Genomic DNA, 21562 nt, shown 5'->3' on the forward strand with positions numbered 1-21562 from the left:
TGGGCAGGCCAGGTGGGTTGGGGCGAGCACCGGCAAGCCGGTGCGGACGCTCCACGGTGCGCCCGGCCGGACCCGCGGCCGGCTCGCCCCAACCCGCCTGGCCCGCCGGCGTGCTTCAGGCGCGCTCGCGCAGCGTCTCCTGCAGCAATTCCTCCTTGTCCTTCAGCAGTTCCTGCTTGCGTTGGGACATCTGCTCGCCCAGCTCCTTGAGCTTCGCCGCGTCCAGCAGCTTCTTCGCGGCCGGGAACATCTCCTTCTCCTCTTCCGTGGCGTGATGCAGGATCAGTTCCTTCAGCACCTTGGCGCGGCCGGAAAACTGCTCGCCCGACGGATCGGTTTCCAGCAGGTCGGGCAGAACCAGCTCGCCCGCGGCGCGGTGTTCCTCGACCGCCTCGAAATACATCTTCGCTTCTTCCTTGTCGCCGGCCTGCTTGAACGCCGGATAGAAAATCTCTTCCTCGATCATGGTGTGCGCCTTCAGCAGTGCGCCGATTTTCTGCACCAGCATCTCGCGTGTCTTCACCGCGCGCGGCGTGGTTTCCGTCAGCTCTTCCAGCAGTTTTTCGACAGTGCGGTGGTCGCTGACGAGCAGATCGATGGCATTCATGGGCCTGGCTCCGTGCTGGGTGAGGTTAGGGAAGGGACGCCATTGATCGCGCTTCGGCGATGAATGCCGCGTCGGGCGGCGGTGAACGCGGCGGCTGCGCGCCAGCTGCGATTCATCGACGTCGACGCGCCGTGCCCCGACTCATCCACGCGCCGGTCATCCACGCGCGCAAAGCGTTCATCGCGGCCTTGTGGACGAGCCTGTTGATCCGCCGCAGCCACCGCTTTCAACCGCGCGCGCCGACCATGAGACCGCAACGCCCCGGACGCCCGTTCGCCATCGACGACCGCCACCGCGGATGACCTATCTCTCGCGCTATTCGCGCATCGCCCTGTTCGTGCTGCGCTACCGCCGCGCCGGCGTGCTGCGCGGCTTGCCGGGCCATCGCCGCGGCGCGGAGCTGGCCGACGAGCGCCTGCCGCAGCGCCTGGTGGAAGACCTCGAACGCCTCGGCCCCGCCTTCATCAAGCTGGGCCAGGCGCTGTCGTGCCGGCCGGACCTGGTGCGCGCGCCGTTCCTGGCGGCGCTGACGCGCATCCAGGACCGCGTCGAACCGATCGACGTCGCCGACGTGCGCGGCGTGATCGCCCGCGAACTCGGCGCGCCGCCGGAACAACTGTTCCGCTTTTTCGACCCAGTGCCGCTCGCCGCAGGTTCGCTCGCGCAGGTGCACGCGGTGGTGCTGCCCGACGGCATGGACGCGGTGGTCAAAGTGCAGCGCCCCGGCATCGCCCAGCGCATCCGCTCCGATCTGGACGCCCTCGAACGCCTCGCGCTCACCGCGCAACGCCATACCGAAGTCGGCCGCCGCTACGGCTTCGTGCCGTGGATCGCCGAGCTGCGCCGCAGCCTGCTCAACGAACTGGATTTCATGGCCGAGGCCAGCCACCTCGATACCTTCCGCCGCCAGCTGGAGGGCTATCGCGGGCTGTACATCCCCGCGCCGTTCTTCGACTTCACCAGCTCGCGCGTGCTGGCCATGGCGCGCGTGCACGGCCACAAGCTCGGCGCGCCGCCGGGCGGCGTGCCGCAGCCGCCGCGCGCCGAACTGGCCGGCGAGCTGCTGTCGGCCTATGTCGACCAGGTGTTCGTGCATGGCCTGATCCATGCCGATCCGCATCCCGGCAACCTGGTGCTGACCGACGATGGCCGGCTGGGCCTGCTGGATTTCGGGATGGTCACCAGCCTGTCGCCGGCCATGCGCAACGACCTGCTGCGGCTGATGCTCGCCGCCGCGGATGGCGACGGCGACGGCGTGGCCGATATCGGCGAACGCCTGTGCGTGGTACTGCCGGAAATGGACCGCGCCGCGTATCGCCGCGCGGTGTGCAACGCGGTGCTGCGCTATGCCGGCGCCAGCGACCAGAGCCGCCTGGAAGAAGGGCGCCTGCTGCTTTCGCTCACCCGCATCGGCGCCGACAACGGCCTGCGCCCGCCGGCCGAACTGAGCCTGCTCGGCCGCGCGCTGCTCAACCTGGAGCCGGCGCTGGCGCGCCTGGCCGACGGCCTGCCGACACGCGAGATGATGCGCGCCCGTCTGCTCGACGTGGTGGCCTCGCAACTGCTGCGGCCGGTGTCGCAGGCACGTGGCGGTGCGCTGCTGCTGGAAGCGCAGCGCTATTCGATCAATGCGCCGGGCCAGCTCGGCCGCTTCGTGGAAATCCTGGCGGACAACCGCCTGCGCGTGCGCCTGGACGGCCTGGAGGAATCGCATCTGATCGAGAACCTGCAGAAGATCGCCAACCGCATCGCCGCCGGCCTGATCACCGCGGCGCTGCTGATCGCCGGCGCGCTGATCGCGCGGCTGGCGCCGGCCGGTTCCGGCTATGGCTATCTGGCGGGTGCGATGTTCGCGCTGGCCGGCATCATCGGCTTCGGCTTGGTGGTGAATGCGCTGCGCCGCGACCGCGCGCCGCCGGACGACGGCGACCCGGGGCGCTAGCTCAGCGCTTGGCCTGGATGCCCGGCAGCTCCAGCCGCACCAGGTATTGCCGCACGATATCCGGCAGATGCTCGCGCAGCCATTCGGCCATCGCTTCCTCCTGCCGCAGGATCTCCTCGCACATGCCGGCCACTTCCGGTTGCGCGGCGACTTCCGCCGCGGTGGCCAGGGTGCGGTAGACCACCACTTCCATCGACTCGAAGGAGTAGGTGAGCACCAGGCTCTTCACCACCTCGTCGGAGGAGGCCACCTGCAGCAGCCCATGGCCCAGCGACAGAAAGCGCGCACTGAACTCGCGCAGCCCCGAAGGCTCGCTGCCCAGTTCGCGCAGGCAGCTTTCCAGCCGCGCCTGCTGCTCGCAGGTCTCGGCCAGATGGCCGACGATGCGGTCGCGCAAGCGCGGATAGTGGCGCAGGCGGCGGATATGCGTCTTCAGCATTTCCTCGGACTGCACTTCCATCGCGTGCGCATTGCGCAGCCAGTCCAGCAGTTGGGCATGGGCGGTGTTCATCGGCGGCCTCAAGGCTTGGGAGGTTGGTATCGACGGTGCCGTCGCGGCTGGGGCATCAACCGTCCGACTGTTCCTCGGGGCGCGCTTGCGGGCTGGTGCCGCAGGCCGGATGGCCGCAGCCGCACAAGGTCTCCGGCGCCTGGCTGCCCGCCGCCTTGCTGCAATGATCCCCGCAGAACTCTCCCTCGGACGGCACCGTGCATTTGCACGGCCGGTGTGCGCATTTGAAGCCGTTCTCTGCCATGGCGCTTGCTCCTCGAACTGCAATGAGAGGTCCGCACTCTGGCGCCGCTGCCGTCCAGCGGCCGTGACCCGCGCGTGAGCGGCCCGGCAAAGCGGTAGCCCTGTATTCACGCGCCATCGCGCGGCATTAACGCCAGCGGACCCACCATTTATGCTTGAGCCTCGCCGCCTGGCGCGCGGCGCCGGGCGGCGATCTCGATGCGGAGGGCGGTACGGGTGACGCTTCCTCGCCAGGGTTATTTCGACGATCGCGAGCATGCCGCCGAGCAGCTCGCCGAAGCGCTGCTGGCCTATCGCGGCAGGCATCCGCTGGTGCTGGCGATTCCGCGCGGCGGCGTGCCGATCGGCCGCGTGCTGGCCGACCGGCTCGACGGCGATCTCGACGTGGTGCTGGTGCATAAGCTCGGCGCGCCGGGCCAGGAGGAATTCGCGGTCGGCGCGATCGGCGAGGACGGCCAGGTGCTGGTGGCCGAACATGCCGCGCGTGCCGGCGCCGACGCGGACTATCTGCGCGGCGAGGCCGCGCACCAGCTCGACGCGATCGCCCGCCGCCGCCAGCTGTACGACCCCCATCGCGAAGCTTTCGAGGTGGCCGGACGCATCGCCATCGTGGTGGACGACGGCCTCGCCACCGGCGCCACCATGCGCGCGGCGCTCACCGCGGTGCGCGCGCTGGGGCCGCAGTCGCTGGTCTGCGCCGTGCCCGTCGCTTCGTCGCGCAGCCTGGCGGAGCTGCGGCCGCTGTGCGACGACGTGGTCTGCCCGGCGTCGCCGCGCGACTTCGGCGCGGTGAGCCAGTACTACCGCGACTTTCCCGCGGTGACGGACGACGAAGTGGTGCGCCTGCTGACCCGGCTGCAGGCGCCGGCCGGCGGCATGCAGACGGTGCGCATCCCGGCCGACGGCGTGCGCCTGGAAGGCGACCTGCACGTGCCCGAACAGGCCAGGGGCCTGGTGGTGTTCGCGCATGGCAGCGGCAGCAGCCGTTTCAGTCCGCGCAACCGGCAGGTGGCGGAGGAACTCGGCAAGCACGGCATGGCCACGCTGCTGTTCGATCTGCTCGGTGCGGAAGAAGACATCGCGCTGGCATCGCGCTTCGATATCGAGCGCCTGGCCGGACGCCTGGAAGCCGCGGTGACCTGGGCGATGCGCCTGCCGTCGCTGGCGCGCTTGCCGCTGGGGCTGTTCGGTGCGAGCACCGGCGCGGCGGCCGCACTGGCGGTGGCGGCACGCCTGCCGCGCGCGGTGCAGGCGGTGGTGTCGCGCGGCGGGCGGCCGGACCTGGCCGGCCATGGCGCGCTCGGCGAGGTGCAGGCACCGACCTTGCTGATCGTCGGCGCGGCGGATACCGACGTGGTCGCACTCAACAAATCCGCGCTGGCCTCGATGACGCATACGGTCGAACTGGTGCTGGTGCCCGGCGCCACGCATCTGTTCGACGAACTCGGCGCGCTGGAGCACGTAGCTGCGCTTGCCGGCGCATGGTTCCGCCAGTGGCTGCGGTAGGTTGGGGTGAGCCACAGGCGAACCCCAACGGCGCGGCAACGTTGGGGTTCGCCTTGCGGCTCACCCCAACCTACTCGAACAGCATCAGCACCGCGGGCGACCAGCTGTAGTCGTACAGCGCCTCGGTGCGCACGGTGGCATAGCCGGCCTCGCGCAATTCCTCCAGCCAGGCCTGGATCGGCTGCTCCCAGTTGGACGGCCGCGAGGCCTGCCGCAGCTGGCCCAGCAGCATCGGCGCGAGGAAGCCGCCCGCGACCAGCGGCGCATCTTCGCCATAGCCGGCGAGCGCGCGCTCATAGCGCTGCGCGAGCGAATCGAAATACTCCGCGCTGCGCGCTTCCAGCACCGGCACGTCGAATTCCACCACGGCCAGCTGCCGCACATGCGGACGCAGGCGGCGCAGCGTGTCCCTGCGCTCGGCCGGCGGCAGCGATTGCAAGGCGAAGGTGGATTGCGCCAGGTCCCATTGCTGTTCCGGCCGCAGCGACGCGGCGAAATCCTGCGCGCCGATCGGCCAGGCGAGCAGATGATCGAGTGCGAGCGGGATCGTGCGCAGCGCTTCGCTGGCATGGCCGAGCAGGGCCGGCGACGGTTCCACCAGATCCAGCTGCGTCGGCGCGTGCCGCGCGCGCTGCAGGGCGGGGATCAGCGCCATGCCGTCGCCGCAGCCGATATCCAGCAATGAAGTCACCGGCAGCGTGTCGTAGAGGCGCGCCAGCGCCGTGCTGGTCGCTTCGTACAGCGGCACGTTGTCGCCGCCGCGGATAAACGCCTCGAACGCCGCCGGCTGATCGTAGGCCGCGCGCGCCTCGCCTTCGTCGAGCAGATCGAGCAGCGCCTGCGCCAGCAGCGCGCCATCGGCCACGGCTGCCTGCAGCGCGTCGCGCGCCTGCGCGGCGGCTTCGTGATGGGCGATCGCGGCCAGCGCATCGGCGAGGCGGCGGGTGGAAACGCTGTTCTGCATGGGCGCGTCCTTTGGGGACAGGGAGTGCCGGGATGATGGCACGGCCCCGCCGGACCCTCCTTTTTCTTTCAATTTCTTCCTTTTTTTTACGAAGCGGGCCTCGCGTAAGTCGTTGTTGCAGCGCGGCTTGCCACGATCTAAATTAAATATGAAATTCTGTTTCGCCAGTGAACATGGGTCGCCGGGGAGGCGGCCGGGAGGGCTGGGCGGCTATGACACATCCAGTGGTTGCGAGCGTGCGAAACATCGAATCCGGCGAAGACCTCGCGTACTTCTCCGCGCCCACGGTGCGCGACGCCGATGCGCAGCGTCCGTTCCTGGCTGCCGATATCGGCGGCACCCATGCGCGCCTCGGCCTGGTGGCGCCGCAGCTGGAAGGCGCGCCGCGCGTGCTGAGCTACCGCAGCTACCGCTGCGCGGACCATCCGCATCTCGACGGCATCGTGCGGCAGTTCTGCGCGGAGCTGGACGCGCGTCCGCGCGAACTGGTGCTGGCCAGCGCGGGCTATCTGCATGCCGGCGTGGTGGTGAACCGCAATCTCGCCTGGCCGCTGGTGCCGGCCACGCTCGCGCAGGAACTGCGCCTGGAGCGCGTGCGTTTCCTCAACGATTTCGAAGCGCTGGCCCACGCCATCGCCTACGTCGACGAGCACAGCTCGGTGGCGCTGAAGACCGCGTTCGCGCCCGATGCGCAGCAAGGCCCCATCGCGGTGATCGGCCCGGGCACCGGCTTGGGCGCCGCAGTGTGGTTCCCCGGCGAGCCGCCGCGCGTGATCGCCACCGAGGCGGGGCAGATCCAGCTGGCCGCGCGCGGTGGCCTGGAGCGCGAAGTGCTGGACCGCATCGCCGCGCCCGATTGCCACACGCCCTACGAAGCGGTGCTGTCCGGCCCCGGCCTGCATCGCCTGTATGCCGCGCTGTGCGCGGTGTACGACCGCTATCCCTCGTACGCCGAGCCGGCCGACGTGGTCGCCGCCGCGGAGGCCGGCGACGAAGTGGCCTACGAGACGCTGCAGATGTTCGGCGGCTGGATGGGTTCCTTCGCGGGCGACCTGGCCATGCTCTACGGCACCACCGGCGGCGTGTACCTGGCCGGCGGTTTTCTCTCGCGCATCGTCGACCTGCTGCGCTGCGGCCCCTTGGTCGAACGCTTCCTCGACAAGGGCGTGATGCGCCCGTTCCTGCACAAGGTCCCCATTCGCGTGGTGGACCACGGACAGCTCGGCGTCGTCGGTGCCGCCAGCTGGCATCTGCATACACGCACCGCGAAACAGGCGCCGGGATAAGGGCCGAACCGTCCGAGCGGGCGGAATCCACAGCACAGCGTCGCCGGCGCGCCTCCTGGGAGGGAGGCCGCGGCAATCAACGAAAGGGGTGGGACCTGATGATCAAGAACGGCAAGAAACTCCTGTGCGTCAGCATCCTGTGCGGCCTTGGCCTCGCCGGCGCCGCGCATGCGCAGAACGACACCGCCGCGGCGGCGCAGAACGGCAGCACCGCCGCCGGCAGCGGCGACAAGAGCAAGACCCCGCAGCAGCGCGCGCAGGAAAAGCAGGCGCAGAACCTCCAGCAGGTGACGGTGACCGGCTACCGCGAGAGCCTGGCCAAGGCGATCGAGATCAAGCGCAACGCCAATGCCATCGTCGATGCGATCAACGCCGAGGACATCGGCAAGTTCCCCGACACCAACGCCGCCGAATCGCTGTCGCACCTGCCGGGCATCTCGGTGGACCGCCAGTTCGGCGAGGGCGAGAAGGTCAGCATCAACGGCACCGATCCGGCGCTCAACCGCGTGCTGATCAACGGCCAGACCATCGCTTCCGGCGACTGGGGCGGCAACCCCACCGACACCAGCGGACGCACCTTCAACTACACCCTGCTGTCGCCGGAAATCATCGGCAACATGCAGGTGTACAAGTCGCCCGAGGCGCATATCGACGAAGGCAGCATCGGCGGCACCGTTATCGTCAACACGCGCAAGCCGCTGGACCTGCCGGCCAACACCCTGCGCGGCTCGCTCGGCTACAGCTACAACGACCGCTCGCAGGAAGGCAATCCGCGCGGCTCCGTGCTGTGGAGCTGGAAGAACAGCGACAGCACCTTCGGCTTCCTCACCGCGGTCACGCACGACAAGGAAAACCTGTCGCGCGCCGGCATCGAGTTCTTCGGCTATTCCACCCCCGGCACCAGCATTCCGTCCACCGCCACCGTGCACGGCAGCGGCGACGTGGCCACCGCCAAGTACCCGGTGGGCATCAACAGCTCCTACTTCCAGCAGGTGCGCAAGCGCGACGGCATCCAGTCCGCGCTGCAGTGGCGGCCGGACGAAAAGAACGAGTTCAACCTCACCGGCATCTACGTGCGCGGCTCGTACAACAACTTCAGCGAATCGCGCTACGTCTGCCCGGGCTGCGGCGACACCAACAAGATCACCGACCTCACGGTCAACAACGGCTACATTACCAACGCGACGGTGTCCGGCAATACCGCCAACGGCCAGCCGTATGCGGAACTCGACGCCAACTACCGCATGTCGAAGGTGACCACCAAGAGCCTCAACCTGCGCCACGACTACAACGGCGACAAGTGGATCTTCACCAGCCAGGTCGGCTACACCGCCGCGCGCGGCGGCAAGGACCCCGAATACCTGATGAAGTACCTGCTGAATTCCGGCGGCTACAACTTCAGCTACGACGGCCGCAACACCGCGGTGAACTACGACAACGGCTCGGCCGCCAACTGGGGCCTGCCCGCCTCGCCGGCCGGTTCGCCGCCGGGCGATTCCACGCTCAACGGCAAGTACCAGGCCGGCGGCATCTACTACGAGACCACCAAGGACCGCGAGCGCTACGCCCAGTTCGACGCCAGCCGCGACCTGGAATGGGGCCCGATCTACCAGGTGCAGATGGGCTTCAAGTACATCAACCACGTGAACTCGCAGTTCTCGCAGGGCAACCGCATCAACACCACCGATGCGATCTCGCTGACCGATTTCGATCCGGGCACCACGCCGGGCAACCTGTACGACGGCCTGCACGCCGGCGGCGACCTGACCGACTGGCCCACCGCGAACCTGGGCACGGTGAAGTCCTACCTCAACGGCCAGCCGCAGGGTCCGTACAACATCAACTATCCGTCGATCTACAACGTGCGCGAAATGACGCGCGACCTGTACACGCAGTTCAACTACAACGCCGGCGGTTTCCGTGGCAACTTCGGCGTGCGCTACGTGGACACCACCGACAAGTCCACCTACTACCAGTCGACCAGCGGCAGCGCGTATTACCTGACGCAGGGCAAGACGCACTATTACAAGCCGCTGCCCAGCTTCAACATCGCCTACGACATCGACGACAGCAAGGTGGCGCGCTTCGGCGTGTCCAAGGTGATCGCGCGTCCGCGCTATGCGGACCTGGCCGGCTCGGTCTCGCTGAGCTGCACCGGCGGCAACTGCACCGGCAGCGCGGGCAACCCGAACCTCAAGCCGTATTCGTCCACCAACTACGACCTGGCCGGCGAGTGGTACTTCGCGCCGTCCAGCATGCTCGGCGCCGAGGTGTTCTACCGCAAGATCGGCAACTACATCGTCAGCACCACCGACGAGCGCACGTTCTTCGACCCGACCAACGGCCAGACCAACGTCTACACCATCACCTCGCCGGTGAACGTCTCCAACGCCAAGGTGCGCGGCATCTCCCTGCTGTACCAGCAGGACCTGGGCCACGGCTTCGGCGTGCAGACCAACTACACCTATGCGCATGCCGACACCAGCACGGGCCTGAACCTGCCGTACCTGTCGAAGAACACCTTCAACATCATTCCGTACTTCGAGAAGGGGCCGTGGTCGGCGCGCGTCAACTACAGCTGGCGTTCGCCGTACTTCACCCAGATCGGCCGCCTCGATTCGCACGTGTTCGCCGACCAGTACAAGGAGCTGGACGTCAGCGCCTCGTACCAGGTGAACCAGTGGATGGCGGTGACCCTGAGCGCGACCAACCTGCTCGATTCCACCTACTACTGGTACAACGACGTGAAGTACGCGCCGATCGGCATGTACAAGAACGGCCGCACCTTCGCCGTCGGCGTCAACTTCAAGCTGTAACGCCAAACTTTTAGGCGCCGGGCCGGTCACGGCGGGATATCTCCCCTCCGCCGCGGCCGGCCCCTTTTTTATCCCGCCGGTTCATGCCACCGGAACGTTCCGGAAATGTGCGCGCAACGACATTTCCAGCCAGAGGCCCGGGTAAAAGCCGTGCCCGCGTGGTCGATTCGCCGGCCAGCCGCTATGATCTTGCGCTTCGCCTCGGCCCAGGGTGGGCTGCGAGGTGTGTTCGCGTTGCCGTCGGCACGGCGCGCGTCATCGGCATGCAGGGAGACGCAGCGATGGAAGGCCTTACCCCCAGGGACATGGACGTGCTCGGCCACTATGCCCGCCAGGGCAACCGCGAGCGCTACTGGAACTACCTGGCAAGGCACGAAGGCGCCGACGGCTACGGCCTGCTCGCGCTGGGCGCGGTGCGCAACGACAGCACGCCGGGCGCCGTCGCCAATCTCTATGCGCAGAACTACGCCTACAGCCGCAACCACACCATCCTGAGCGAACGCGGCTGGGAGGAATTCGGCCAGGACCTGGTGCGCGTGGACTACGCGCGCCGCGCCGCGCATTTCAACGGCGGCGCGCCGGAGCTGGCGCTCAACCTGCCGGTGAAGGACGTGCAGGAAACCTACACCGAAGCCTTCGCGCGCAAGCGCATCGACGCGGACGCCTGGACGCCCAACCGCCTGCTCGACGCCGCGCGCCGCCACGGCGGCGAGACCGCGACCGAAGGCGCCTGGCGCAGCATGCTCGACGGCGGCCGCCTCGGCGCCTGGCGCGGCTACGACACGCTCACCGCGGTGGTCGCCGCCTATGGCGACGACGAGATGCGCCGTGCCGAATACGTCAAGGACATGGGCGTGGCCTACGCCGGCGCCATGGCCGCCACGCCGCAGGTCGACCCGGACCGCATCCAGCGCGGCGACGACCGCTACGCCTTCGATCCGCACAGCCGGCAGTGGCAGCACGACGTGGCGGGGCCGGTGACCGATCCCAAGGAACGCGCGGAGCTGGACGATGCGCGCCAGGTGCGCCTGGAGCGCGCGCAGAAGCTGCGCGAGATCCATCCGGCGGACCGCTTCCACGAACTTGCCGCCAGCCCGTTCGCACTGTCCGAACGCACGCCGTCCGCACCGCCGGTTGCCGAGCCCGCCGCCGCAACGCTCGCCGCGCGCGACATCGCACCGGCGCTCTACGACGAGTTGAAGCCGCAGCTGCCCCCCGGCTTGCCGGAAGACCGCCTCGCCCAGGTCACGCTCGCCGCGAAGGAAGGCGGCATCAAGGCCGGCCACGTGCGCGCCGTGCTGGTGGAGAACGACACCGTCTACATCGCCGGCCGCATTCCCGGCATGCTCGGCCAGGTCGACCTGGCCAGGCCCGCGCCGCCGCTGCAGGAAAGCCTGCAGCGCTCGGCCGCGCTGGATCAGCGGCAGGAAGCACAGGCCGCGCCGCAGGGGCCCAAGCTGGGATAAGCGCGCTGCGCTAAAGTCGCGCCTTTCCGGCGCCGCGCGGTGCGCGCCGGCCATGGCGGGACACCGATGCGCGCGAACCGATTCACCCTGGTCGACGTCTTTTCCACCGAAGCGTTTCGCGGCAATCCCGTCGCCGTGGTGCACGACGCCGGCGGCATGTCGGAGCAGGACATGCAGGCGCTCGCGCGCTGGACGAACCTCAGCGAGACCTGCTTCCTGCTGCCGTCCGACGATCCGCGCGCCGATTACCGCCTGCGCATCTTCTCTACGTTGCGCGAAATGCCGTTCGCCGGGCATCCCACGCTCGGCGCCGCGCATGCCTGGCTGGCGGCCGGTGGTGTGCCCAAGGGCCAGCAGCTGGTGCAGTCCTGCGCCGTGGGCCTCGTCGATGTCCGCGCAGAGCACGCGCAGCTGGCCTTCCGCGCGCCGCCTCTGCTGCGTGCCGGCCCGGTGGAAGAAGCGCTGCTGGCAGGCATCCTCGGCGCGTTCGGGCTGCAGCGCCATGAAGTGCAGCGGGCACAGTGGGTCGACAACGGCGCCGGCTGGCTGGCCCTGATGCTGGACGATCGCCATCGCCTGCTCGGCCTGGCGCCGGACCTGTCCACATTGCACGGCGTGCCCATCGGCCTGTTCGCACCGTGGCCCGGCGGCGATGCCGCGTTCGAAGTGCGCGCGTTTATCGGCGGCGATGCGGTGCCCGAAGACCCGGCCACCGGCAGCCTCAACGCCGGCCTCGCGCGCTGGCTGCTGGAGGAGGGCATGGCGGCGGCGCCCTTCGCGATGGCGCAAGGCACCGCGATCGGGCGCGCGGGCCGCATCCATGTGCGCGGCGGCGGTGCGGACCTGTGGATCGGCGGCGCCTGCGTCACGCGCGTCGACGGACAGCTCGCGCTCTAGGCCGTTGCCCCGGTGGCGGCTGTTGCAGCCGGCGCAACACGGTGATGCGCGCCGCGCTTCCTTCCCAGGCGCCGGTCTTCGGTTCATGCTGTCAGCTTGGCCTTCCGTGCCGCACCACATGAGGACGCTTTCATGAGCCAGCCGATCCGGGTGCTCCTGCAGACCACCATCCCGACTGCCGCCGACGACTGGCATATCGGGCGCTTTTCGCAGCTGGCGCAGACGCTGGCCGCGGCACGCGGCACGGATGGCGCGCCGCTGTTCGAGGTAAGCGCACGCGACCGCGGCCCGGTAGGCCAGCCCGATCCGGTGCTGTCCACGCTGGACCGTTCCGGCTTCGACCAGCTCTGGCTGTTCGCCGTCGACGTCGGCGACGGCCTGCACGATGCGGACTGCGAAGCCATCGGGCGCTTCCGCGGACGCGGCGGCGGCGTGCTGGTGGCGCGCGACCATATGGATCTGGGCTGCTCGATCTGCTCGCTGGCCGGCATCGGTGCGGCGAATTATTTCCATACGCACAATCTCGATCCGGATCCCGCGCGCCGGCAGATCGACGATCGCGACACCGCCTACATCCTGTGGCCGAACTTCCACTCCGGTGCCAATGGCGATTGGCAGCACGTCGTCGCCGTGGGCGAGCCGCATCCCGTGCTGCACGATCCCGACGAAGCGAACGGTGTGCTGGCTTACCTGCCGTCGCATCCGCATGAGGGTGCGGTCGACGCGCCCGCCGGCGATGCGAGCGCCCGCGTGATTGCGCAGGGGCGCAGCAGGGCGACGGGGCAGGCCTTCAATCTGGCGGTGGCGTTCGAATCGAAGGACGGAGGCGGCAGGGCGATCGCGCAATCCACCTTCCATCATTTCGCCGATTACAACTGGGACCCGCGCCTGGGCTGTCCCAGCTTCGTCAGCGAAGCGCCGGGCGATGCGATCCGGCAACATCCGCATGCGCTCGACGCCACGCGCCGCTACGTGCGCAACGTGGCGCTGTGGCTGGCCGGCCGCGACGTGGCGGTGGCCTGATGGACTTCCGCGACGACGATCTGAGCCACTACGCCGCCCACGGCACGCCGCCGTTGCCGGCGCCTGTGCGGGAGCTGCACGTGGACTATGCCGGCGCCTCGATCTGGTGCGGTGTCTACGGCGAAGGCGCGCCGGTGCTGCTGCTGCACGGCGCGTTCAACCAGTCCGCCGACTGGAGCCGCCAGATCGCCGCGCTGACCGAGGCCGGCTACTGCGCCATCGCCATCGACAACCGCGGCCGCGGACGCAGCACGTTGGGTACGCGGCCGCTGAGCTATGCGCTGGAAGCGCAAGAGGTGTTTGCGGTGATGGATGCGCTGGACTTGCCGGCAGCTTCCATCGTGGGCTGGAGCGACGGTTCCATCATCGGCCTGACCATGGCGATGCAGCAGCCGCAACGGGTGTCCCGGGTGTTTGCATTCGGCACGGTGATGCATCTGGACGGCCTGACGCCGCTGGATATGGACGACCCCGTGCTGGGGCGGATGTTCAACCGCGTGAAGCACGACCATGCGCGGTTTTCGCCGGAGGCGGAACGGTTCGAGGAGATTGCCCAGGCGGTCGGCCGGATGACGGATACGCAGCCTACGTATGGCGATGCGGAGCTGGCGGCGATACGCGTGCCGGTGGCCATCGTGGTGGGGGTGCGTGATGAGTTTGTTGCGCGGGGGCATACGGAGCACCTGGCGGAGGTTATTCCTGGTGCGAAGTTGATTGCGTTGCCGGGGGGGACTCATTTTGCGTTGCTGCAGCGGCCGCAGGAATTCAATCGGGCGATGCTCGATTATCTCGGGGACTCCGTGATTATGTCGGCTTAGGCCGGGATCTTTTTTGCGGTGTCGCCTGGTTTTGCGTGGCCGCGACTTGGCCGCTTATGCAGCGGGCATTCCGGACGCCTGCCGGCGCCCGGGTCACTTTCTCTTTGCTGGCCCAAAGAGAAAGTAACCAAAGAGAAATGGCCTGAAGTCAAAGGCTCGCGACGCGACTAGAAGGAGCGATGGACGGCTGCGGTAGCCTGATTAACCTGGGTCTACACGAAACCACAGTGCGTTTACGTAGCGGCTGCTTCAACGTGCCGTGGCCGAGAGGACTTTCAATGACCGAGGCCAGCTTTTGCTCTTCGTTCCTGCACACCTCACCTCACGCCATCACCCCTCTCCCCTCCGGGGAGAGGGCAGGGTGAGGGGCCAGGCGGAGCGCAACGCTAAATCTTGCCGTGACGTAGGTTGGGGTGAGCCGCAGGCGAACCCCAACACAGGCACCTTCACGCGCCTCGCCACGTTGGGGTTCGCCTGCGGCTCACCCCAACCTACCCTTGTGTGGCGGGGTGTAACGCTGCGCTCCGCCCGAACCCTCATCCGCCTGCCGGTACCTTCTCCCGGAGGGAGAAGGGTTCAACCTGAGAAGCTGAGGCAGAGCGCACCGCTCAAGCGGACCTCAGTCCTTGAATGTCCTCTCGGCCACGGCACGTTGAAGAAGCCGCTACGTAAACGCACTGTGGTTTCGTGTAGACCCAGGTTAATCAAGTTACCGCAGCCGCCCACCGCTCCTTCTAGTCGCGTCGCGAGCCTTGGCTCTCAGGCCATTCTCTCTTTGGTTACTTTCTCTTTGGGCCAGCAAAGAGAAAGTGACTCGGGCGCCGGCAGGCGTCCGAAATGCCCGCTGCATAAGCGGCCAAGTCGCCGCACCGCGAAAACCAGGCGACAATGTGAAAGTTGGGGCGTGCCCCACTAATCCGCCACAAACCCGATAGTCGCATGCGTCCCATCGCAAAACGGCTTGTTCTTGCTCCCGCCGCACCGGCACAGAAACGCGCCGGTCACCCGCGCCACCATCCGCCCGGTGCCGCTGACGATCTCCAGGTTCCCCCGCACCTTCAACGGCCCGTTCGGCTGCGGCTCCACATGCAGCGGCCCGTTGCGCACCGCCAGCATGTCGGTGGCCTTGCCGGTCGGCGGTTCGCCGCTGGCCGTGAAGCCTGCGTCGTGATGCGAGCCATCGCAGAACGGCTTGTTCTTCGACGCGCCGCAACGGCATAGCGTGGCGCGATAACCGGCCGGCACACCGTTCAGATACAGCTCGCCGCGGAATGCATACGGGCCGGCTTCGCGCGTGCCGGCCAGATTCACCGGTGGCGCGGTTTCGTCGGGACGGCCATCGCGGCGGCGGTACTGGATCGCGCCGGAAGGGCAGGCGTGGGCGATGTCGGCGAGGCGTTCCACGTCCATGGTGTCCGGATGGATCCATGGCCCCTGCACATTGGCAAGGAACACGGTGGGCGCGCCGGTGACGCAGAAGCGGGCATGGATGCAGCGCCTGGTTTCGAACAGCAGCGTCAGCTTCTCGCCCTCGACGCGTTCGATGCCGTCTTCGACGGTCGACGGCGTGGACGGCGAGGGCGGTGCGGCGACGGCAGCCACCGGTGCGCCCGCGGTGCTTGCCGCACGATCAAGCTCGAAACCCTGCGTCGCGCTCTGCGCCAGCCGCTGCAGCAAGGTCGCCGCCGCCGCCGTGCGCGCATCGCCTTGCTCGTTCAAGCGCAGCGCCGCTTCCGTCAACTGCTGCAGCCGCTCGACGAAGAACCGCCGCGCGCCCGGCCCCGGCGGAAACGCCGACGCATCACGCAGCGCGATAAACGACAGCCCCGCATGGCACTGCGGATTCGACGGCCCCGCCGGCAAACGCGCCGCGCGTTCGGCCAGCGGCGCGATCGCCCACATCAAGCCCACGGCCAGGTCCACCGACAGAGCCTTGTCCGGATCCGGCGCCGGCACCGCATACGCGTAACCGAGCAATCGCAGCATCAGGCCATACGCGGCATTGGCCAGGTCGACGGTGGCAATCGCGCGCGCATCCTCGATCCATACGCGGCCCTCGGGACGCGGCGGCCGGCGCATCACCGGATTGGTGGCGGCGGGGAAGGCGGGAGTGAACAGGGGATCCTCCGCCAGCAGCGCCTGGTATTCCGTGCGGATCGCGGCGAACTTCCGGTAGTGCGAGTCTTCGACGTTTTCCAGCGCGCCTTCGCCCTGGGTGACGATGGCATCGAACGCGGCCAGCGCCGTCTTCAGGCAGATCACGCGCTTGCAGCCGGGCAGGTTGGCGTCCGCGTCGGTCAGCTGCAGCTCCGGCGTGCCGCACAGCGCGCCGGCTTCGCCATAGATGTCGACCATGCGGCGCAGGCCTTCGCCGAGTTTTTCGTAGAACTGGCCCACGGTGTCGTAGTCCACGCCCATCGGCGTGAGGCGCGGGCCGTCGGCGCCGCGCACGAAGCTGCGGTCCGAGGTGAAGCCCTCGCCATCCGGTTCGTCCGAACCGGCGGGGCGTTCCAGGTAAATGAAATGCTGCAGCGTGGCCAGGTTGAACGGCGCCAGCTTCACCACCACGCCGGCCGGCAAGATGCCGGGGTCCAGCGGAAAGTTGAAGCGGCCGATGCGCGGCGCGCCGCCCAGCGCGACGGTGATGTTCCACACCGCCACCAGGTGGCCCATTTCTTCCGTCGCCACCTGCAGGATGGCGCGCCGCCAGCGCATCACCGCTTCCAGCTGCGCCGGCGTCAGTCCTTCGTCCACCGAGGTCTTCAGCGAGAAGGCGGCGTACAGATAGGTGCACATCAGGCAGTGTTCGAGTTCCGCCGCCTCGTACAGCGCGTGCAGGGCCTGCTCGCGGCTGGGCGCGGAGAGATGCGGGTGGTTGCTGGCCATGGGCTGGCTTCCCGGATGAGCGTGTCGTGGGGAGATCGAGGGTACTCCGCCGCGCACGATAGCGCGGCGCGGCCATGGCCTGGAAGCCGGCCGCCGCCACTTGCGCCCGGTCGGCCGGAAGCTGAGGACAAATGCCGCTCCGCGTCAAGGCAGCGCCGGCGCCTCGGCCTCTCTACAATGCGCACCCTTTGCCCTTCCGGAAGACAAGCGATGGCGGACCTGGTCGTCAACGAGGAACTCAAGGCCTATATCGACCCCATGACGCCCGACGAGTACGAGGCGCTGGAGCGCAGCATCCTGGCCGAGGGTTGCCGCGACGCGCTGGTGCTGTGGGGCGACACCCTGGTCGATGGCCATCACCGCTACAGTGTCTGCCGCAAGCACGGCCTGCCGTTCCAGACCATCCAGAACACGCGCTTCCAGTCGATGGAAGACGTGCACCTGTGGATGATCGAGCAGCACCTGGGCCGGCGCAGCGTGTCGCCGTTCCAGCGCGGCGTGCTGGCGCTGCGCAAGCGCGAGATCCTGGCGGCGCGGCGCGGGCGGGTAAAGGAAGCCGAAGACGAAACGCCGCCTTTCGAGGTCCATGCCGCGCCGGAAGCACCCGCCGAAGCGGCGGCCGCGGAAACGCCGGTTGCGTCGCCCGAGCCGGTACCCAGCCGCGAAGACCTCGCCCGCGAGGCGCGCCTCAGCCACAGCCAGGTCGGCCTGATCGAGAAGATCCAGAAGCAGGCCACCGAGGAAGTGGTGGCCGCGGTGAAGTCCGGCGTGCTGTCGATCCATGCCGCCGCCGCCGTGGCCAGCCTTCCCGCCGAAGAACAGCGCGCGGCGGCCGAGGCGGGCGGAAAGGAATTGAAGGAGGCGGCCAAGCGGGCGCGCGAGTCGAAGCGCAAGCCGCGCAAAAAAGAGCAGGAAGAAGGCGAGGCCGCCGCCGGGTCCGCGGAAATGGACGAGCGCGAGGAGCTGCTGATGCTGCGGCAGCGCGTGGCCGAGCTGACCGCGGAGAACGAGGAGCTGCGCCGCCGGCTGGCCGAACTGCAGGGCTGAAGCGGGATGCCATCAGGCATGCTGTGCGGAAGGCCTCCAAGGCTTAGGCTTCAGGGGTCAACCGCCGACCAGGAGCCTTCCATGTTCGATATGCGCCGTCTTGCCCTTTGGCTGGTCCCGCTGTTCGTTGGCGGCGTTGTCCATGCCGCGGCGCCCGCCGCCATCCCGCAAGGCGATGCGCTGGTGCGCACCGTCAACGAGCTCGATAAAAAAGTCTTCGACGCCTACAACAGCTGCGACCTGAAGACCTTCGGCGATTTCTTCAGCGCCGACATCGAGTTCTATCACGACAACGGCGGCCTGATGCTCGGCCGCGAACCGGTGGTCGAAGCCACCCGCCGCAATATCTGCCACAAGGTGCGGCGCGAGCTGGTCGGCACGCTGGAGGTGTATCCGATCAAGGATTACGGCGCGATCGAAACGGGCACGCACCGCTTCTGCCAGATCGGCGGCAAGACCTGCCAGGGCGAGGGCAAGTTCCTCCATATCTGGCGCTACCAGAACGGCCAGTGGCAGCTGACGCGCGTGGTCAGCTACGACCACCACAGCATCGAGAACGGCGGCAAATAAGCGCAACGCCGATTGGCTGAACGGCAACCCCCTTCGGCTGCCGTCGAGGGCCGGCCCGCCGGCGCCTTCACACTATGCTGTGCGAACATCGTCGATCGACCAGGGGGACCGGACTGGTGACCGAAGGGTGATCCCATGAGACTGTCTGGCGTAGGTGGTGGGCTGCTCGCGCTGCTTGCCTTGCTGTTCGTAGGGCTGCTGGTGGCCGTGGCGTTCTACACGGAAGCCGTCGCGCCCAAGGACCTGGCGACCTGGACGTTCCCCTTCGTGGGCACGCTGCTCGGCGCGATCCTCGCCTTCAAATACCAGGGCATCAACGAAGCCATGCGGCGCGAGGAGCTGCGCGCCGGCGCGATCAACCGCGCCATCCTGGTGCTGGTATCGCAGGCGCATTACCTCTCCACCGTGCAGGCCGAGCTGACCAAGGGCAAGGACACCTGGCACCAGATCTCCAACCTGCGCGCGTTTCCCAACCCGCCCAGCAGCCATGCGCGCCAGCGCGCGGAAGACCTGACTTTTCTGGTGGAGCGCGGCGATGCCCACCTGATCGTGCAGGTGGAAGCCGTGCAGCGCCGCTACGACGATTGCATTCTGCATCTCAATATCCGCAACGACCTGCTGTTCGAGATCGTGCATCCCATGGCGGCCCGCGCCGGCATCATGGGCAAGCCGATCACCATGGAGCAGTTCAAGCAGGCGCTTGGCGACATGCATTTCGCGCGCTGGGAAACCGCGGCGACCAACGTCTACCAGTCCATTCCCGCCACGCTGGAGGCCATGCCCAAGCTGGCCACGAAGCTGCGCGATGCGGGCGTGAAATGGTTTCCGCGGCGGAAATTCATCGAGCGGATTGATATTCCGGTTGGCTGATCGCGCCGCCCGGCGTTTTTCCGCCCTGCGCCAGGCACAGATCCTTGGGTTTCCACGGCGGATTGCGCATGACCGCGGGCTGCGCGGCGTCGTGCAGCACCAGCACCAGTGCGCGGCGCGTCGTATCTCCCGCGCCATAGAGTTTCATCGGCACGCCGGCGGCGACGGCGCTGCCTTCGCCCGCCTGCAGGGTCTGCGTGCCATCCGGCGTTTCCAGGCATTGCGCGCCTTCGACGACATAGAAGACTTCCGGGCCGGGATGGCTATGCGGCAGTGAATCCATCGTGGCGTCGGTGGTGGCGACCATATAAGTCGCCGTCTGCACGCCGTCGGTCGGCGGCGTGAACGGGCCGATCGTGGCGACGTGCCGGCCGCCTTCCGGGCGCCAGCTTTCTTCGGCGATGGTCAGCAGCCACACCTGCCCGAAGGCTTCGATCACGCTGCCGTTCCTGCCGCGCGCCGTGCGCGCTGCCCTGGCATCGGCGAAGGTATCGAGATGCCAGTACAGCGGCCCGGCCGGAGGATCGGCCATCGACTCCTGCGCGACGATATAGCAACCGGTATCGCCCACCTTGTGCGTGCCCAGCGGCTGGCAGCCGTTCGGCACCATGGAGCGGTGGTCGTGCTGCGCCATGCATGGCGTGGCGGCGAGCGCCGCGAGGGCGAGGGCGGCGAGGCGGAGGTTTCGTGGCATCGGTGCACTCCTTGGCGTGGCGCGAAACGCACCGATGCTAGCCCGCTGCAGGCAGCATCCGGTATCGACCGAATGGCCAGCGCGCCGTGGTGGCTTTTGTCATCTTTCCAGCGCGACGGCACGTGCGTGGCGGAGACTTGCCGCGATCAGCAAGCCAATGCCTGCCGCCACGCCGCCGATCAGGAACACGCTGCCGTATCCCGCCCGGTCGGCCAGTAATCCGGCCAACGGGCCGGTGAGGCCGTAAGCGGCATCCTGGAATGCCGCAAAACCGCCCAGGGCCGTGCCGCGCAGATGCGGTTCCACCAGCTGCACCACTTCGCGCCCCATCGCCGGAAAGATCATCGAGCAGCCCAGTCCGGTAAGGAAGGCGCCGGCAAAGGCGAGCGCGGGATCGTGCGCGCCCCAGATCAGCACCTGCCCGACGGCTTCGATGGCCAGCGAGCCGATCGCCACGCGCAGGCCGCCCATGCGGTCCGGCAGATGGCCGAAGCACACGCGCATCAGCACGAAGCCGGTGCCGAAGGCGGTCAGTCCGAGTCCCGCATAGCTCCATTGCCGGTCCAGGAAGTACAGCGTGAAAAATGCGCCGATCGCGGCAAAGCCGATGCCTTGCAGGCAGACGATGGAACCGTGCAGCCAGATCCGGCTCATCACGCTGAGGAACGAAGGGCGGCTGATATCCGGATGCGCCGGTACGCCGTCGATAAAGGCGATGGCCAGCAATCCCAAGGATGGCAGCACGGCGCTGATCGCCATCGCGCCCGCAAAGCCGATACGGCCGAGCAGCGCCACGCCGATGGGTCCGCCCACCGCCAGCGCGCCGTAGATAGCCGCGCCGATCAGGGCGAGCACGCGGCCGGAGCGGGCAGGGCCGGCGATGCCGATGCCCCAGGCCACGATGCCGACGCCGACCAGGCTTTCGCCGAGCCCGACCAGCAAGCGCCCCGCGAGCAGGCCTGCATAGGCGATCCATGCCGACGGCAAGGAAACGTCGGCGATCAGCGAAACCAGTGCGCCAGCCATATAGAAGGCCAGGCCGCGTCCCACCGCGAGCTTGGCGCCACGGCGATCCGAGATGCCGCCGGCATAGCCGCGCGTGGCGATAGTGGCGAGAAACGCAATGCCGATGCCGAGGCCGGCCCAGGCATTGCCGAGTTGCAGCCGGGTGGTGACGTAGACCGGCACGATGGGCAGGGCGATGCCGATGCACAGGTAGGAAATAAACAGAATGGCGGTCAGCAGAAGGAGGCGACCCTGTGCGGGGTCGCGTGCGGGAGTGGAAGTCATGGGTGTTCCGGGCGTTGGGTCGGCGGCCCGGTATGCTGCTTCGAGCCGGTCGGTGAGATGGGTGCGCCGCACGTCATCCTGGGGTAGGCCATGATCCAGCGGCGGTAGCGTTTGGTTTCAGCGAAG

18 protein-coding genes are annotated in these 21562 nt (G+C 68.2%); 11 read left to right on the top strand and 7 right to left on the bottom strand.

The features are described from left to right. Nucleotides 1-115 precede the first annotated feature (115 nt). Complete coding sequence (locus tag ISN75_RS09575; RefSeq protein ID WP_167257647.1) at nt 116-607, bottom strand: hemerythrin domain-containing protein; 492 nt, start codon at nt 605-607, stop codon at nt 116-118. 298 nt (nt 608-905) lie between these two features. On the opposite strand from ISN75_RS09575, the gene ISN75_RS09580 reads away from it, so the two are divergent. Beyond that, nucleotides 906-2549, top strand: coding sequence for an ABC1 kinase family protein (locus ISN75_RS09580; protein ID WP_343821317.1), 1644 nt, complete (start codon nt 906-908; stop codon nt 2547-2549). Nucleotide 2550: 1 nt separating this feature from the next. On the opposite strand, the gene ISN75_RS09585 is transcribed toward ISN75_RS09580, so the two are convergent. Both ISN75_RS09585 and ISN75_RS09590 read right to left on the bottom strand, forming a co-directional pair. Beyond that, on the bottom strand, nt 2551-3060 hold the full coding sequence (locus ISN75_RS09585) for a ferritin-like domain-containing protein (protein WP_167257645.1): 510 nt from the start codon (nt 3058-3060) through the stop codon (nt 2551-2553). A gap of 55 nt (nt 3061-3115) precedes the next feature. After that, complete coding sequence (locus tag ISN75_RS09590; protein ID WP_423385148.1) at nt 3116-3304, bottom strand: hypothetical protein; 189 nt, start codon at nt 3302-3304, stop codon at nt 3116-3118. A 215-nt stretch (nt 3305-3519) separates the two neighbouring features. Between ISN75_RS09590 and ISN75_RS09595 the strand changes: the two genes are divergently transcribed. Then, nucleotides 3520-4809, top strand: a complete 1290-nt coding sequence (locus ISN75_RS09595) for an alpha/beta family hydrolase (protein WP_343821315.1) — start codon at nt 3520-3522, stop codon at nt 4807-4809. A gap of 70 nt (nt 4810-4879) precedes the next feature. Here ISN75_RS09595 and ISN75_RS09600 read toward each other — a convergent pair whose 3' ends face one another. Beyond that, nucleotides 4880-5773 carry a class I SAM-dependent methyltransferase gene (locus tag ISN75_RS09600; protein WP_343821314.1) on the bottom strand — a complete coding sequence of 298 codons (894 nt, stop codon included), beginning with the start codon at nt 5771-5773 and terminating at the stop codon, nt 4880-4882. A gap of 236 nt (nt 5774-6009) precedes the next feature. On the opposite strand from ISN75_RS09600, the gene ISN75_RS09605 reads away from it, so the two are divergent. From ISN75_RS09605 to ISN75_RS09630, 6 genes are all read left to right on the top strand, one after another. After that, on the top strand, nt 6010-7059 hold the full coding sequence (locus ISN75_RS09605; protein ID WP_167257642.1) for a glucokinase: 1050 nt from the start codon (nt 6010-6012) through the stop codon (nt 7057-7059). Nucleotides 7060-7157: 98 nt separating this feature from the next. Further along, nucleotides 7158-9875, top strand: coding sequence for a TonB-dependent receptor (locus ISN75_RS09610; RefSeq protein WP_343821312.1), 2718 nt, complete (start codon nt 7158-7160; stop codon nt 9873-9875). 281 nt (nt 9876-10156) lie between these two features. Further along, complete coding sequence (locus tag ISN75_RS09615) at nt 10157-11341, top strand: hypothetical protein (protein WP_168649562.1); 1185 nt, start codon at nt 10157-10159, stop codon at nt 11339-11341. Nucleotides 11342-11407: 66 nt separating this feature from the next. Beyond that, nucleotides 11408-12238: a PhzF family phenazine biosynthesis protein gene (locus ISN75_RS09620; protein ID WP_343821310.1), complete on the top strand. Its 831-nt coding sequence runs from the start codon at nt 11408-11410 to the stop codon at nt 12236-12238. Between the two features lie 132 nt (nt 12239-12370). Next, nucleotides 12371-13261 carry a hypothetical protein gene (locus ISN75_RS09625; RefSeq protein WP_343821308.1) on the top strand — a complete coding sequence of 297 codons (891 nt, stop codon included), beginning with the start codon at nt 12371-12373 and terminating at the stop codon, nt 13259-13261. Then, a complete protein-coding gene (locus ISN75_RS09630) occupies nt 13261-14079 on the top strand; it encodes an alpha/beta hydrolase (RefSeq protein WP_343821307.1) in 819 nt (272 codons plus the stop codon). Before ISN75_RS09625 ends, ISN75_RS09630 begins: the two co-directional genes overlap by 1 nt. 912 nt (nt 14080-14991) lie before the next feature. Here the strand turns inward: ISN75_RS09630 and ISN75_RS09635 are convergent. Then, nucleotides 14992-16965 carry a ferritin-like domain-containing protein gene (locus tag ISN75_RS09635; protein ID WP_343821306.1) on the bottom strand — a complete coding sequence of 658 codons (1974 nt, stop codon included), beginning with the start codon at nt 16963-16965 and terminating at the stop codon, nt 14992-14994. 210 nt (nt 16966-17175) lie between these two features. On the opposite strand from ISN75_RS09635, the gene ISN75_RS09640 reads away from it, so the two are divergent. The 3 genes from ISN75_RS09640 (at nt 17176) to ISN75_RS09650 (ending at nt 19452) form a co-directional block, all read left to right on the top strand. Beyond that, a complete protein-coding gene (locus ISN75_RS09640) occupies nt 17176-18012 on the top strand; it encodes a plasmid replication/partition related protein (protein WP_168647550.1) in 837 nt (278 codons plus the stop codon). An 81-nt stretch (nt 18013-18093) separates the two neighbouring features. Then, on the top strand, nt 18094-18582 hold the full coding sequence (locus tag ISN75_RS09645) for a nuclear transport factor 2 family protein (RefSeq protein ID WP_343821304.1): 489 nt from the start codon (nt 18094-18096) through the stop codon (nt 18580-18582). Between the two features lie 135 nt (nt 18583-18717). Continuing rightward, nucleotides 18718-19452, top strand: a complete 735-nt coding sequence (locus ISN75_RS09650) for a hypothetical protein (protein WP_168647549.1) — start codon at nt 18718-18720, stop codon at nt 19450-19452. On the opposite strand, the gene ISN75_RS09655 is transcribed toward ISN75_RS09650, so the two are convergent. Together ISN75_RS09655 and ISN75_RS09660 are read right to left on the bottom strand one after the other, a co-directional pair. Continuing rightward, nucleotides 19421-20146 (bottom strand): hypothetical protein, encoded by a 726-nt coding sequence (locus ISN75_RS09655; RefSeq protein WP_343821302.1) that lies wholly within the window; start codon nt 20144-20146, stop codon nt 19421-19423. The two genes, ISN75_RS09650 and ISN75_RS09655, sit on opposite strands and share 32 nt — an antisense overlap. A gap of 99 nt (nt 20147-20245) precedes the next feature. Next, entirely contained in the window at nt 20246-21436 is a 1191-nt protein-coding gene (locus ISN75_RS09660; RefSeq protein ID WP_343821300.1) for an arabinose transporter, read from the bottom strand. Nucleotides 21437-21562: the final 126 nt, after the last annotated feature.

It is taken from the genome of Dyella marensis (assembly GCF_049532885.1).
In the GTDB taxonomy this organism is placed as follows: Bacteria; Pseudomonadota; Gammaproteobacteria; order Xanthomonadales; family Rhodanobacteraceae; genus Dyella_D; species Dyella_D marensis.

Excerpts from the sequence above, each read along its gene's own strand:
- ISN75_RS09575 (WP_167257647.1), bottom strand. The coding sequence starts at position 607 with ATGAATGCCATCGATCTGCTCGTCAGCGACCACCGCACTGTCGAAAAA.
- ISN75_RS09580 (WP_343821317.1), top strand. The coding sequence starts at position 906 with ATGACCTATCTCTCGCGCTATTCGCGCATCGCCCTGTTCGTGCTGCGC.
- ISN75_RS09585 (WP_167257645.1), bottom strand. The coding sequence starts at position 3,060 with ATGAACACCGCCCATGCCCAACTGCTGGACTGGCTGCGCAATGCGCAC.
- ISN75_RS09590 (WP_423385148.1), bottom strand. The coding sequence starts at position 3,304 with ATGGCAGAGAACGGCTTCAAATGCGCACACCGGCCGTGCAAATGCACG.
- ISN75_RS09600 (WP_343821314.1), bottom strand. The coding sequence starts at position 5,773 with ATGCAGAACAGCGTTTCCACCCGCCGCCTCGCCGATGCGCTGGCCGCG.
- ISN75_RS09610 (WP_343821312.1), top strand. The coding sequence starts at position 7,158 with ATGATCAAGAACGGCAAGAAACTCCTGTGCGTCAGCATCCTGTGCGGC.
- ISN75_RS09615 (WP_168649562.1), top strand. The coding sequence starts at position 10,157 with ATGGAAGGCCTTACCCCCAGGGACATGGACGTGCTCGGCCACTATGCC.
- ISN75_RS09620 (WP_343821310.1), top strand. The coding sequence starts at position 11,408 with ATGCGCGCGAACCGATTCACCCTGGTCGACGTCTTTTCCACCGAAGCG.
- ISN75_RS09625 (WP_343821308.1), top strand. The coding sequence starts at position 12,371 with ATGAGCCAGCCGATCCGGGTGCTCCTGCAGACCACCATCCCGACTGCC.
- ISN75_RS09630 (WP_343821307.1), top strand. The coding sequence starts at position 13,261 with ATGGACTTCCGCGACGACGATCTGAGCCACTACGCCGCCCACGGCACG.
- ISN75_RS09635 (WP_343821306.1), bottom strand. The coding sequence starts at position 16,965 with ATGGCCAGCAACCACCCGCATCTCTCCGCGCCCAGCCGCGAGCAGGCC.
- ISN75_RS09640 (WP_168647550.1), top strand. The coding sequence starts at position 17,176 with ATGGCGGACCTGGTCGTCAACGAGGAACTCAAGGCCTATATCGACCCC.
- ISN75_RS09645 (WP_343821304.1), top strand. The coding sequence starts at position 18,094 with ATGTTCGATATGCGCCGTCTTGCCCTTTGGCTGGTCCCGCTGTTCGTT.
- ISN75_RS09650 (WP_168647549.1), top strand. The coding sequence starts at position 18,718 with ATGAGACTGTCTGGCGTAGGTGGTGGGCTGCTCGCGCTGCTTGCCTTG.
- ISN75_RS09655 (WP_343821302.1), bottom strand. The coding sequence starts at position 20,146 with ATGCCACGAAACCTCCGCCTCGCCGCCCTCGCCCTCGCGGCGCTCGCC.
- ISN75_RS09660 (WP_343821300.1), bottom strand. The coding sequence starts at position 21,436 with ATGACTTCCACTCCCGCACGCGACCCCGCACAGGGTCGCCTCCTTCTG.